A 12,168-nucleotide genomic window follows, 5' to 3' on the forward strand; every position below is an offset into this window, starting at 1 on the left:
TTCGACGGCGGGCCGGCCCCCACCGAGGGCGGCAAGCGGCTCCTGGAGGTGCTGGCCCGGCTGCGCGAGGGCCAGGACGAGGGCGGCGAGTCCGTCTGCCGCACGCTCATCCTCTCCATGGCCTCCACGGCGGACGACGTGCTGGCGGCCTTCCGGTGCCTGAAGCACGCGGGCCTCTGGGACCCGGCGCGGCAGTGCGCCACCGTGGACGTGGCGCCCCTCTTCGAGCAGCTGGGCGCGCTGGACGGCGGGCCGGAGGTGCTGCGCCAGCTCTTCGCGCACCCGGAGTACCGCCAGCACCTGAAGGGCCGGGGCGTGCAGGAGGTGATGGTGGGCTACAGCGACTCCGGCAAGGAGGTGGGGCTGCTGGCCGCGGCCGCCGCGCTGTACCGCGCCCAGGTGGCGCTCACCCACGTGGCGGACGAGCACGACGTGCCCCTGCGCCTGTTCCACGGCCGGGGGGAGACGGTGGCGCGCGGCGGCGGCCCCGCCCAGACGGCCATCCTCGCGCTGCCGCCGGGCACGGTGGCCGGGGCCTACAAGGCCACCGAACAGGGCGAGGCGATGGACCACAAGTACGCGCGCCCGGAGCTCACCCAGCGCACGCTGGAGCTGGTGGTGGGCGGCGTGCTCCTGCACACGCTGGACGCGCAGCCGCGCCCGTCCCCGGAGGACGAGTCCGCCTTCCGCGCCGCCTTCGACGTGCTGGCGGAGGAGGGGCGCAAGGCGTACCGCGGGCTCGTCTGGGAGGACCCGCGCTTCGTGGAGTTCTTCATGACGGGCACGCCGGTGGAGGAGATCGCCGCGCTGCCCATCGGCTCGCGCCCCAGCAAGCGCAAGGCGGGCGGGCTGGACACGCTGCGCGCCATCCCCTGGAGCTTCGCCTGGACGCAGACGCGCGCCATCCTCCCGGCCTGGTACGGCGTGGGCAGCGCGCTGGAGGCGTACGCGGCCACGCCGGAGGGCGCGGCGCTCTTGCAGCGCATGTACAAGGAGTGGCCCTTCTTCCACACGGTCATCGACAACGTGACCATGGTGCTGGCCAAGACGGACATGGCCATCGCGGCGCGGTACGCGAAGCTGGCCCCCGCGTCCACGCGGCCCCTGTGGCTGCGCATCCAGCAGGAGCACTCACGCACGCGCCGCGCGGTGAAGTCGCTCACCGGGGAGGCGAAGCTCCTGGACAACAACCCGCAGCTGCAGCGGAGCATCGCGCTGAGAAACCCCTACGTGGACCCCATGTCCTTCCTCCAGGTGGAGCTGCTCAAGCGCAAGCGCGACGGGGACGCGGAGTGCGACCGGCCGCTCCTGCTGGCGCTCAACGGCATCGCTGCGGGCATGCGGAACACCGGTTAGAGAAGAGACCATGGCCCAGGAGACGTTCGTCGTGGAGGAGATCAACCCCAGGCACGGCTTCGCGCGCGTGCGCCCGGAAGCGGGGACGGGGTTGCTGCACACCGCCCTCTATCCGGATCCGGAGTTCACCCAGGCGCCGCCCTTCCAGCTGCGCAAGGGGGACCGGGTGACGGGCCTTCGCCGGGGGCAGACGGTGGCGGAGGTGGCCTGGCTCACGCGCGTGGAGCCGCCGTGGGCGGAGGTGGAGCGCGTGGCGGAGCTGCTCGCGCTCCTGGAGCGCTGGGAGATCCGCATCCCCCACGAGGCCCGCGTCCTGGCCGAGCACGCCTGGCGCGACAGCAAGGAGGACCCGCTGCGCGACGAGCTCCAGGCGCAGCTGCCCACCTTCTTCGACCTGGAGGGCGCCCACCCCTTCGAGGACCCGACGCTGCTGGAGCGGCTCTCCGCCGCCATGCAGCCGTACCTGCCGGGCTTCGCCATCCAGCCGGTGCAGGGCCAGCCCGCGGTGCGCGTGGAGCCCGGCGCCGTGGAGGTCCAGGCGGGCGTGGGGAGCTGGGACGTGCCCCAGCCCACCTTCGCGCCGATGATCGCGGAGGTGAACGCGCGGCTCGCCGCCGCCGGGGCCCCCGTGCGCTGGGTGCCCACGCGCGAGGACTGGATGCTCGCGCCCCCCGCGCTGGCCGCGCTGCTCCAGAAGCACGGCCTGCTGGAGTCCGCCGCGCCCCCGCATGACGGAGGCCCGCCGACGGCCTTCCGGAGTCCGTCAGTAGCCGTAGGAGCCGCTGCGCACGTCCACGAGGCGGCCGTCGCGGAAGATGGCCACCTGGAGGAGCCGGTGGGGCCCGAAGTTGTAGGTCCACTCCTCCACGGTGGTGGAGGAGGTCACCTCCGTGGAGTCCTCCTCGGAGGGCGTCTTGGCCTTGACCTTCCGGGTCACGTACTCCGTGCGGCTCTCCCGCGAAACCGGCTCGCCGCACTTGGCCAGCGCGTCCGTCTTGGAGGCGCCCTCGGAGACGATCTTGTTGTCGCAGCGCAGCGCGGACGCGGACGCGAGGGAGGGCAGGGCGAGGCAGGCGATGACGAGGGCGGCGGGGTGGGCACGCACGGGGGAGCTCCGGAGAAGAGGGAAGACGGGAACACCGCAGGGACGCAGGGCGCCCCCGCCTATTCAAACCCCTCGCACGCTTTCCAGCCGGGCAGGGGCTACAGGCCGCCCTTCTCCTGGAGGACGCGCGCCACCTCGGCCGCCATGACGCGGTGGCCCTCCGCGGAGGGATGGATGCCGTCCACCTCCAGGCCATCGATGAAGAGGTCCGCATTGCCCGGCTGGCGCATCACCGCTTCCAGGTCGATGACCTCCGCGCGCGTCAGCTTGCGGACCCATTCATTGAACGCGCGGCGCTGGACCTTCACCGCGTCGTAGCTGCCCTCGTTCGTCTTCTCCTTGGGCAGCAGCGTGCTCACCCACAGCCGGCACATGGGCTGGAGCTGATCCAGAATCTGGGTCATCCGCTGCTCCAGCTTCTCCACCGTCATGTCGGCGGCGCCCAGGTCATTGGTGCCCAGGAGCAAGATGCAGTCCGTGACGCCCTGGAGCGCGAGCACCTCCTGCGGCAGCTGGAGGTTCGCGTCCCAGAAGCCCTGTCCGGACACGCCCGAGTTCACCACCGGCACGCCCAACTGCTTCTCCACCAGGGCCGGCCACGCATTGCGCGTGTCGTTGAACGTGTCCATGTAGCCCTCGGTGATGCTGTCGCCAATGGCCACGAACGCGCGGCCCGGCGCGCCCTCCACGTCCACCGTGGCCACCGCCAGGGAGCGCTCCCACCGCTGGCCGCCCAGCGCCCCCTGCGTGGTCGCGAAGGCGCCGGTCCTCATCCAGCTGTCCGGGAACGCGTCGATCATGCTCTGGGCCACCTCTCCCTTCACCTCGAAGGAGAGGGCCAGCTCGTCGCGGAACCCCACCGGGAAGGCGACCGGATCCGACGTCACCAGCGTGCGGGCGTTCGCCGTGAAGCCGGCGTTGCCGTTGAACGTGAGCGTCACCGGCGCGGACGCCAGCGCGCCGTTGGCGCCCGCCTTCGCCACCGTGGCCCGCTGCAGCGTCATGCCGCCATCCCCCGAGCGGAAGGTGACGCGCACCCGGCTGCCCGCGCGCCCCACCGGCACCTTCAGCCGGTAGGTGGTGATGCTGCCCACGCCGCCGGAGAGGCGCAGCGCCTGGTGGAAGCCGGGCTGGAACTGGGAGGGGAGGGGCGCCACGGGCGGCGTGGCCTGCACCTGGTGCCCGTCACGCAGCGTCAGCGCGGGCGCGGCCTCCACGGCATCCGCCGGCGCGGTGACCTGGGCGTCCGTGTGGCCCGGGCCGGAGGCCTCCTCCGGGGCGCGGCCGTCGTCCATGCCTCCACACCCCGCCAGCAGGCCCAGGACCCCGAAACACCCCCAGCGCAGCGCCTTTGTCAGACCCATGCCCACGACCTCCCGGCGCAAGACAATGTGCACGATGTGCCTTCGCGGCGACCCGGGGATTCATGGCGCGCGCCAATCCCGGGAGGCCGTGAACATCCCCGCGCCGGGAACGGACGGCGCAGGGCCCGGCCCAGGAGGTGGCGGGCCGGGGCCCTGGGGGACCCGCGCGCGCGCCACCCCGGGCCGGCCGCTTCCTTCGGTGGGCAATCCCTTGCCTACGGGACGCAGGCCCCCACGTCGCCGTTGTTGTTGATGGGCCGGCAGGCCACGCCGTCCGCGCACCCCGGAGAACCGGCGGGCGTGCGGCACAGCGTCCGGCACGTGCCGCTGCCGTCGGCCATCACGCAGGTGCTTCCCCGTGAACACTGGTTGCTGAAGTCGCACGCGGCGCCTTCGCCCCGCGAACCCTGGCCCGCGCACACCGGGCCGTTGGCGGCCGGGTAGCAGCCCAGCGGGCTCTCGCAGTCCTGCGCGAACGCATCGCACGACGCGGAGGCCGGGCCGCACACCAGCGGCAGCTCCCGCGTGCCGGCCAGGCGCAGCACGGTGTTGCACTCGCCGGAGCCGCAGTCGGACGTCGCGTGGCACAGCTTGCGGCAGAAGAACCCGGTGCCGCCGTCGTCCTGCGCCTCGTCCTTGCAGTAGAGGCCCGCCGCGCACGTGTCGTACGTCTGTCCCGGAGGCGACTCGGCCAGCGTGCACGCCGCGCCCTCCAGGGCGGTGCCCGCCGCGACGCACTGGCGCTGCGTGCCCCCGCCGTCCAGCCCCACGTAGGTGCACCGCTGCCCGGACGGACAGTCCTGGCGGACCACGTCGCACGCGCCCGAGAAGCACTGGCTGCCCGTGCCGCCATCCGCGAGGTCCGTGTACAGACAGCCCTGGCCCGCGGCGCAGCCCTCCTGCTTCCCCACGTTGCAGGCGAAGTCGGAGCTTCCGCCGCCCCCGCCGTCACCGGCATCGACAACCCCGGAATCACCGGCGTCCGTCCCGGAATCCAGGGTGGTGCCCGCATCCGTTGGCGGCCGGACAGTGGGTTCGTCGTCGCAGCCCGCCACCGACAGCCCCAGCAGCAGGGCTCCACCCAACAACACGAGACGTGCACGCATCCGGAAACTCCTGGCGTCGAAGTAGCCTGGGACTTACACGAGGCGTTCCGTCGTCCGGGGGCCCTTGAACCGGGCCTGGAAACCAGCCGACACTTCCGGTCCGAGGACCGAGGGGGTCAGGGTGCGCATGAACACGAAGTTGGATGGGCCGGTGGAGCCAGACCCGTACATGAACCGCCGCGCCGAGGAGCGCGTGGCGGCGCGGTTCGAGGTGCGCTTCGAGCAGGCGGAGGACGCGGCGCGGGCGCTGCGGGCCTACTCGCTGAATCTGTCCTCTGGTGGGCTGTGTCTGCGCACGCGCAAGTCCTACGACGTGGGCTCGCAGGTGCGGCTGGCCATGGTGGTGGACGGCGAGGAGTTCCACCTCACCGGCATCGTCGCCTGGGTGCGCGACGAGGCGGAGGCCATCGGCGTGCGCTTCATCGACGTGAGCGAAGAGGACCACGAGCGCCTGCGCCGCGTCATCGCGAGCTTCAAGCGCTGAACCGCTTCAACCGCGAAGCGGCCCGGGCGTGAGCGCCGGGCCCTCGCGGCCGCCCCCACCGCTACTTCTGGGGCAGCTCGTACTCCGCGTGGCGGAACACCCCGGAGTCACCCTCCACGTAGCCGCACGCGCGGTAGAAGGCGCGCGTCTCGTCGGTGACGTTGATGGGGGCGATGAGCTGGAGCTGCTTCACGCTCAGCACCTTGCCGCGCTGGGCCACCTGCGCGAGCAGCGCGCGGCCCACGCCCCGGCGGCGCCAGCCCTCGGACACGACGAGCTCGTCCACGGTGGCCACGCGCCCGCGCAGCCGCAGCTGCGGCCGGTGGGAGAAGGACACCATGCCCACCGCGCGGTCCTGCGGATCTCCCGCGACGAAGATTTCAATCTCCGGATGGCTGATGACCCAGTGCACCGTCTGCTGGTCGGTGCCCTGGGGGTAGCCCAGCTCGCGCAGCAGCTGGGCCATGACCTCTGCGTCGCCACGGCGCGCGCGGCGGATACGGAAGGCGTTGGCGTCTGGGGCTGGGGTCATGGTGCGGACGATGGGCTGGGACACGGAAGTTGGGATTCTAACGACTGGGCCGCCGGCCTCCAAAGAGGAACGGCGGCCCGTGTGACTTTCCGCGCTCGGTGGAATGAGGGCGGCCTTAAGGCTGCTCGCGGCAGAGGTTGCGCAGGGCGGTGGTGATGTCGTTCTGCTGCGGCACCGACGCCATCTCCAGCGCGTCCGCCAGGCCGATGCCCGGGATGAACTTGCCGGCGACCAGGCGGGGAGGCGCGAGCAGCGAGTAGAACAGCTCCTCCACGGTGCGCCGGACCAGGTGCTCGCCGAAGTTCGTCACCTCGGTGTCCTCGTTGACGTAGAGCACGCGGCCCGTCTTCTGGACGGAGGCCTTGATGAGCTCCCAGTCGTACGGCCAGAGCGAGCGCAGGTCGATGACCTCCACGCTCAGGCCCTCCTCCGCCAGCTGCGCCGCGGCCTTGATGCACAGGGGCATCGTGCGGCCGTAGCTGATGACGGTGGCCTGGGTGCCCTCGCGCACCACCTTGGCCTTGCCAATGGGGACGGCGAACGCCTCCAGCGTGGGCCACTGGGGCTTCCACTGCGAGCGGTCCCCCAGCGGCGCGTCGATCATCTTCGACAGCGCGCGGTCGTCCTCGGGCTCGCCCGGGATGCGCTCCTCGCCCTTCACGCGCAAGAGCGCCTTGGGCTCCAGGAACATGACGGGGTTGGGGTCCTGGCAGGCGGAGATGAGCAGGCCGTACGCGTCCAGCGGCGTGGAGGGCATGACGATCTTCCAGCCCGGGATGTGCGTCATCGTCGCGTCGAAGGAATGCGAGTGGTACAGCGACCCGCGGATGCCGCTGCCCACGGGCGTGCGCACCACCATGGGCATGGCCCAGTCACCGTTCGTCGCCCAGTGCGTGTTGCCCGCGAGCTTGAGCAGGTCGATGGTGTTGTAGACGTAGTCGCAGAACTGGATCTCCGCGACGGGGCGGTTGCCCGCCATCGCCAGGCCCATGGCCGTGCCGATGATGCCGCGCTCGTCCAGGGGGCTGTTCCACGCCGTCTTCAGGCCCTGCGTGCAGGTGAAGACGCCGCCCAGCGGGGCGCCCACGTCCTCGCCGAAGATGTCGGTGACGCCCAGGTTCTCTTCCGCGTAGTGCAGGGCCATGCGGATGGCCTGTGCCATGTTCGCCATGGTTATTTCTTCTCCGCGTAGATGTGTTCCCAGATGGAGTCGCCCGAGGGCTGCGGCTCGTCACGCACGGTGCGCGCCGCGGCGGCCAGCTCCTCCGTGTAGCGGTTGCGCACGTCGTCCATCTGCTTGCGGTCCAGGACGCCCTCCTGCTCCAGCCGCGCCTCGAACAGGCGCAGGCAGTCCTGCTCCTCGTTGACGAAGTTGGCGCCGGACGCGGACGAGTGCCCGTACAGGCGCGACACGCGCGCCTCGATGAAGAAGGGCTTGCGCTCCTTGCGCACGTACTCCATCGCGGCCTGGAGCTCCTGGTAGGACTCCACCGGATCATTGCCGTTGATGGTCTTCGCCTGGATGTTGAAGGCGCGCGCGCGGTCGCTGATGTTCGTCTCGCCGTGCTGGCCGTCCGAAGTGGTGGAGATGCCCCACTTGTTGTTGGTGACGATGATCAGGATGGGCAGCGGGTTGGCCGGGCGGCTGCTCCAGATGAGGCAGCTGGCGAAGTCGCCCTCGGCCGTGCCCGCGTCGCCGCCGGTGACGATGGTGATGCCGTCGCCGCCGTGGCGCTTCTGGGCCATGGCCGTGCCCGGCGCGATGGCGTACTGCACCTCGATGGGGGAGGTGACCGGCGCGATGTTCTTCGAGCGCCGGCTGAAGTGGCCCGCGAAGTTGCGGCCGCCGGAGTAGGGGTCCGTGGCCGTGTTCTTCATCTGCCGCAGCGCCCCGATGGGCTCCTCGCCCATGGCCAGGAGCGTCGCGGACTGGCGGTAGTGCGCGTGGAGGTAGTCGTAGGCCGGGCCCTCGCCCACCTTCATGAGCATGCCCAGGGGGACGTTGAACGCCTCCTCACCGGGGCCGCCAATCCAGAAGTAGCCGTGGCCCTGCTTGTACATCTGGATCAGGCGCTCCTCCAGGACGCGCGCCTTCACCATCAGGTCATGGATGCGGATGAGCTGCTCTCGGGCGAGCGAAAGCGGCGCGGAGTTTTCTTTGATCAACCGGGGCCGTGACACGGGCGGAGGACCTCGAAGGGAAAGGAAGGGACGCCCCTATACTCCGAACGCGGCCTCCCGACTCAAGGACCCTGATGTCACGGGTGTTCACCGCCACCGTTTGGGCCCCCGGGTGGCGCGACGCGGCAATGAGCGGAACTCATCCATCCCCCCATGACGTCCTGCTTCCCGCGGGCGGGAACACCCCGGGTGGAGGCTGATCGCACGGCCGCTGGGGGAGCGGAGGAGGGGCGCCCCGGGGGAAATCCCGACAGGTGGACTCCTCGCGTCAATCAGGAAGTGAGATAGAGTCCGCGCCGTCCCGACCGCGTTCGCTCGCGGGCTCCCCCAGGTCTGCCTTTGTCCCGTACGAACACGCGCCTCGATCCCGTACCTGATTCCCCCGACGCGTCCGGTGATTCCCGCGACGCAGGGCCCGGCACCCCGCCTCCTCCGCCGGAGTACACGGGGACGCACTCCCGGGACCTCACCGCCCTGCGCGCGGAGAGCACGTCCACCCGGTTGACGGGGGCGCTGGGGCTGCCGGCCGCGGAGCCCACGAGCACCGTCATCGCGCCCATGGAGGCCGGAGAGCTGCCCAACGTGGCGGCCATCCGCGGCCTGCGCCTGGATCAGCTGCTGCTGCTCACCACGGGCGCGCTGGTCATCGTCATCGTGGGCCTGCTGGCCGCGCTGTCGGCGAAGACGACGGAGGCGCAGCTCACCGCGGCGTCGGACCGCTTCACGCAGCGGCTCCAGTCCCAGGCGCGCGAGCTGGGCCAGACGGTGAGCCACACGCTGGCGCTCACCTCCGCCACCAGCCTGCGCGACAACAACTACGCGTTCCTCACGGAGGTCGCGCGCTCCATCATCGCGGACAACCGCAACATCCTGCGCGTGCAGATGTTCGACGCGGACGGGCAGCTCGTCGCGGACAGCGACCCGGCCGCGAAGCTGGGCGAGTCCTCCGGGGGCCGCACCGCGGAGCGCCGCTGGGCCAGCGCCTTCTTCCAGGGCCAGCCCGTCTTCGAGTTCCAGGAGCCGCTCGACTACGGCTCGCAGGGCGGCAAGGGCGTGGTCGTCATCAGCTACTCGCTGGAGGACCTGCAGAAGCAGCTGCACGAGCTGGAGGAGACCAACCGCGCCGCGGTGCGCGCCAACACGCTGCGCATCGTGGGATTGGGCGTGGGCTTCGTGGTGCTGGCCGGCGTGCTGGCCGCCTTCCAGAGCCGCCGCATCACCAAGCCGCTGGGCGTGCTCACCCACCGCGTGATGCAGCTGGCGGCCGGTGACCTGGGCGCCCGCGCGGGCACGGCGCCGGGCGCGGGCCGCGAGGTGACGACGCTGGGGGTGGTGTTCAACCACATGGCCGAGCGCATCAAGGTCCTGCTGGAGGACGTGCGCGCCAAGGCGCAGCTGGAGCGCGAGGTGTCGCTCGCGCGCACCGTGCAGGAGACGCTCCTGCCGGGCCGCGAGGCCGTGACGGTGGGGCCGCTGCGGCTGGCCGGGCTGGTGGTGCCCGCGGACGCGTGCGGCGGCGACTGGTGGTTCCGCGCCGCGCTGGACGACCGGCGCGTGGTCATCGGCATCGGGGACGTGACGGGCCACGGCCTGTCCACGTCGCTGGTCGCCACCAGCGCCACCAGCGGCTTCGCCTCCGCGATGACGCTGCGCGAGCCGTCGCAGGTGCACGCGCAGATGCTCATCACCGCGCTCAACGTGACGCTGGCCAACGTGGGCCGCGGCGAGCACCAGATGTCCAGCGCGCTCGCGGTCATCGACGTGTACAGCGGCAGCATCGACTACGCGGCGGGCGCCCACCCGGCGGCGGCCATCTACAACCGCCACACGCGGCAGATGGCGTCCCTGCCGGCGCGCGGCCCGCTGCTGGGCGCGAACGTCGCCTCGCAGTTCACGTCGCGCCAGGCGCGGCTGAGCCCCGGCGACATCATCGTCTGGTACACGGACGGCCTCACCGAGGCGCGCGACGGCGCCAACCGCCTCTACGGCACGCAGCGCCTGGCCGCCGCGCTCCAGACCCACGCCCACCTCCCCGCCGACGCCCTTCGCGACGCGCTCCTCGCGGACGTGCGCGCGTATAGCGCCGGCCAGCCCCAGCGCGACGACATCACCGTCATCGTCGCCGAATTCAGCCCCGCCCCCACGCCGTGACGAACCGAATGCGCCCATTCCTCCGCTCCCCGCGCCGCGTCTCCACCGCGCTCGCCCTGCTGGCCACCCTGGCCGGCCCGCCGACGGCGCTCGCCCAGTTCCGCCCGCCGCCCGCCACCGAGGCGCAGCGCATGACGGAACAGGGAGAGCAGTCGCTCGTGTCCGCCAACGCCGCCGCCGCCAAGGGCGACAGGAAGGAGGCGGAGGAGAAGTTCAAGAAGGCGCTCCAGCTCTTCGAGCAGGCGCTCTCGCAGGAGCCGCAGTCCGTCGCGGCCGCCGCGGGCCTGGGCAGCGCCGCCAACGCGCTCCAGGACTTCCAGCGCACGGCGGCGCGCCTTGCGCCGGTGTTCGCGCAGAACCCGTCGGAGCTGTCGCTCGCGTACCCGCTGGGCACCGCGTACTTCAAGCTGCGCCGCTTCGCGGAGGCCGTGCCGGTGCTGGAGCAGGTGGCCGTCGCGGATCAGCCCGACCACCTCATCGTCCACTACTACCTGGCCAGCTACTACCTCTACGTCCAGGACGGGAACCGCGCCGTGACGCGGCTGCAGCGCTACCTGGCGCTGCGCCCGGAGCGGCTCGCGGGCAACGACTTCCAGATCCACGAGCTGCTGGGCAAGGCGCACCTCATCCGCCGCGACGCCGTCGCCGCGCGCGCCTCGTTCGAGAAGGCGCAGGCCGGCCGCGCCGAGTCCGCGACCGCGCAGATTGGCCTCGCCGCCGTGCTGGAGCTGGAGGGCCGCGTGCCGGAGGCCCGCGCGCTCCTGGAGCGGCTGGTGACGAAGTACCCGCAGGTGGCGGAGCCGAAGGAGCGCCTCGCGCGCCTGTACCTCGCCGCGGGGGACGTGCCTCGCGCGGACCTCCAGGCCACCGCCCTGATGCGGCTGGGCTCCACGCCCGCCGCGCACCTCTTGCTGGGTGACGTGCGGCTCGCGCGACCTGGCGCTGCGGGGGAAGACCGTGTTCGTGGGCGTCACCGCCACGGGGCTGCACGGCCAGAGCACCCTGCCCGGCCAGCTCGCGGTGCCGGGCGTGGAGATCCACGCCTTCGCGATGGACAACCTGCGCACCGGCCGGGTGCTGCGGTCCACGGGCCCCGCGGAGCTGCTGGGCACGGTGGAGACGGCGCTGGTGCTGGGCCTGCTGCTGTGGCGAAGGCGCCGCGCGCGGAGCCTGGGCGCGGTGGTGGGCCAGGCGGCGCTGCTGCTCGCCGCGCACACGGCCTTCGTGGGCTGGCTCCTGGCGGATCCGGGCTGGGTCGTGCCGCTCTTGCCCGCCGTGGTGGGGGGAGTCCTGAGTGACGCTGACGGAGGCCGTCGCGCGCATCGCGGACCTGCAGCGGCAGAGCGGCGCGCTCAAGCGCCTGTTCGGCCGCTTCCCCCGGGAGGCCGTCGCCTCACCCGACGGAGCACCCGAGGCAGGACCGGGCCGCGAGGCTTCACACGCTGCGCCGGGTGAGCCCCAGCCCTGACCGTTCTGGCCGGGCGCGGCGGAGCCCGTGGAAGTCCTCCAGCGCCTCGCCTTGGACGGCCCATGGCCCGGCGCCGCGCCCCTGGACAAAGGGCCAGGGTACGCGGGCGTGACAAGCGTGGCAGCATGAACGGACCGCCATGCCTCGCTACGCGCTCATCGCCGAACCGGATCGTCACCGTGCCGCGGCGTTGCTCGCGCTCGCGCAGCAGGAGGGGCTGGAGGGCACGACCGCGCGGGATGGCGCGGAGGCCCAGGAGCTGGTGCGCCAGCGCGGCGCCCCCACGCTGCTGGTGACGGACCTGGCGCTGCCGCGAGTGGACGGGTTCGCGCTGCTCGCGTGGCTGCGGGCCGCCCGGATGCGAGCGGCACGGCGGTGATGGTGGTGACGGCGTTCGACGAGCTGCGCGTGCCGCGTCGTG

At 72.2% G+C, this 12,168-nt stretch carries 12 protein-coding genes and 2 pseudogenes; 7 read left to right on the forward strand and 7 right to left on the reverse strand.

The features are described from left to right. The coding region (locus tag ACLEQD_RS24780) for a phosphoenolpyruvate carboxylase (RefSeq protein WP_410387316.1) at window positions 1-1,356 on the forward strand (1,356 nt) is incomplete at its 5' end. Between the two features lie 108 nt (window positions 1,357-1,464). On the opposite strand, the gene ACLEQD_RS24785 is transcribed toward ACLEQD_RS24780, so the two are convergent. The 4 genes from ACLEQD_RS24785 to ACLEQD_RS24800 all read right to left on the reverse strand — a co-directional run bounded on the left by ACLEQD_RS24785 (window position 1,465) and on the right by ACLEQD_RS24800 (window position 4,931). After that, window positions 1,465-2,001: a hypothetical protein gene (locus ACLEQD_RS24785; RefSeq protein WP_410387318.1), complete on the reverse strand. Its 537-nt coding sequence runs from the start codon at window positions 1,999-2,001 to the stop codon at window positions 1,465-1,467. A 118-nt stretch (window positions 2,002-2,119) separates the two neighbouring features. Continuing rightward, window positions 2,120-2,461, reverse strand: coding sequence for a DUF2845 domain-containing protein (locus ACLEQD_RS24790; protein WP_410387320.1), 342 nt, complete (start codon window positions 2,459-2,461; stop codon window positions 2,120-2,122). Between the two features lie 98 nt (window positions 2,462-2,559). Beyond that, the gene (locus ACLEQD_RS24795) at window positions 2,560-3,825 is read right to left on the reverse strand and encodes an SGNH/GDSL hydrolase family protein (protein WP_410387321.1); all 1,266 of its coding nucleotides are present in this window, start codon (window positions 3,823-3,825) and stop codon (window positions 2,560-2,562) included. Between the two features lie 215 nt (window positions 3,826-4,040). After that, complete coding sequence (locus tag ACLEQD_RS24800) at window positions 4,041-4,931, reverse strand: hypothetical protein (protein WP_410387322.1); 891 nt, start codon at window positions 4,929-4,931, stop codon at window positions 4,041-4,043. A gap of 127 nt (window positions 4,932-5,058) precedes the next feature. Here ACLEQD_RS24800 and ACLEQD_RS24805 point away from each other — a divergent pair, with 127 nt between their 5' ends. Beyond that, window positions 5,059-5,415: a TIGR02266 family protein gene (locus ACLEQD_RS24805; RefSeq protein ID WP_410387323.1), complete on the forward strand. Its 357-nt coding sequence runs from the start codon at window positions 5,059-5,061 to the stop codon at window positions 5,413-5,415. Between the two features lie 61 nt (window positions 5,416-5,476). Here ACLEQD_RS24805 and ACLEQD_RS24810 read toward each other — a convergent pair whose 3' ends face one another. From ACLEQD_RS24810 to ACLEQD_RS24820, 3 genes are all read right to left on the reverse strand, one after another. Beyond that, window positions 5,477-5,881 carry a GNAT family N-acetyltransferase gene (locus tag ACLEQD_RS24810; RefSeq protein WP_410387324.1) on the reverse strand — a complete coding sequence of 135 codons (405 nt, stop codon included), beginning with the start codon at window positions 5,879-5,881 and terminating at the stop codon, window positions 5,477-5,479. Window positions 5,882-6,062: 181 nt separating this feature from the next. Next, on the reverse strand, window positions 6,063-7,118 hold the full coding sequence (locus ACLEQD_RS24815) for an alpha-ketoacid dehydrogenase subunit beta (protein ID WP_410387325.1): 1,056 nt from the start codon (window positions 7,116-7,118) through the stop codon (window positions 6,063-6,065). A gap of 2 nt (window positions 7,119-7,120) precedes the next feature. After that, window positions 7,121-8,128, reverse strand: coding sequence for a thiamine pyrophosphate-dependent dehydrogenase E1 component subunit alpha (locus ACLEQD_RS24820; protein WP_171417945.1), 1,008 nt, complete (start codon window positions 8,126-8,128; stop codon window positions 7,121-7,123). Window positions 8,129-8,467: 339 nt separating this feature from the next. Here ACLEQD_RS24820 and ACLEQD_RS24825 point away from each other — a divergent pair, with 339 nt between their 5' ends. The 5 genes and pseudogenes from ACLEQD_RS24825 (at window position 8,468) to ACLEQD_RS24845 (ending at window position 12,126) form a co-directional block, all read left to right on the forward strand. Next, window positions 8,468-10,279, forward strand: a complete 1,812-nt coding sequence (locus ACLEQD_RS24825; protein ID WP_410387326.1) for a PP2C family protein-serine/threonine phosphatase — start codon at window positions 8,468-8,470, stop codon at window positions 10,277-10,279. A gap of 131 nt (window positions 10,280-10,410) precedes the next feature. Next, window positions 10,411-11,091, forward strand: a pseudogene (locus tag ACLEQD_RS24830) (tetratricopeptide repeat protein); the annotation flags it as partial. Window positions 11,092-11,242: 151 nt separating this feature from the next. Next, window positions 11,243-11,314, forward strand: a pseudogene (locus ACLEQD_RS24835) (hypothetical protein); the annotation flags it as partial. A gap of 259 nt (window positions 11,315-11,573) precedes the next feature. Next, window positions 11,574-11,747 (forward strand): hypothetical protein, encoded by a 174-nt coding sequence (locus tag ACLEQD_RS24840; protein WP_410387327.1) that lies wholly within the window; start codon window positions 11,574-11,576, stop codon window positions 11,745-11,747. 139 nt (window positions 11,748-11,886) lie between these two features. After that, the gene (locus ACLEQD_RS24845; protein WP_410387328.1) at window positions 11,887-12,126 is read left to right on the forward strand and encodes a response regulator; all 240 of its coding nucleotides are present in this window, start codon (window positions 11,887-11,889) and stop codon (window positions 12,124-12,126) included. The last annotated feature ends 42 nt before the right edge of the window (window positions 12,127-12,168 follow it).

Origin of the sequence: Corallococcus sp. 4LFB (assembly GCF_046520365.1) — a bacterium.
Classification (GTDB): domain Bacteria; phylum Myxococcota; class Myxococcia; order Myxococcales; family Myxococcaceae; genus Corallococcus; species Corallococcus caeni.

Bases quoted from the DNA above. Each gene is read 5' to 3' on its own strand.
- ACLEQD_RS24795 (WP_410387321.1), bottom strand. From the start codon at position 3,825: ATGGGTCTGACAAAGGCGCTGCGCTGGGGGTGTTTCGGGGTCCTGGGC.
- ACLEQD_RS24800 (WP_410387322.1), bottom strand. From the start codon at position 4,931: ATGCGTGCACGTCTCGTGTTGTTGGGTGGAGCCCTGCTGCTGGGGCTG.
- ACLEQD_RS24805 (WP_410387323.1), top strand. From the start codon at position 5,059: ATGAACACGAAGTTGGATGGGCCGGTGGAGCCAGACCCGTACATGAAC.
- ACLEQD_RS24810 (WP_410387324.1), bottom strand. From the start codon at position 5,881: ATGGCCCAGCTGCTGCGCGAGCTGGGCTACCCCCAGGGCACCGACCAG.
- ACLEQD_RS24815 (WP_410387325.1), bottom strand. From the start codon at position 7,118: ATGGCGAACATGGCACAGGCCATCCGCATGGCCCTGCACTACGCGGAA.
- ACLEQD_RS24845 (WP_410387328.1), top strand. From the start codon at position 11,887: ATGCCTCGCTACGCGCTCATCGCCGAACCGGATCGTCACCGTGCCGCG.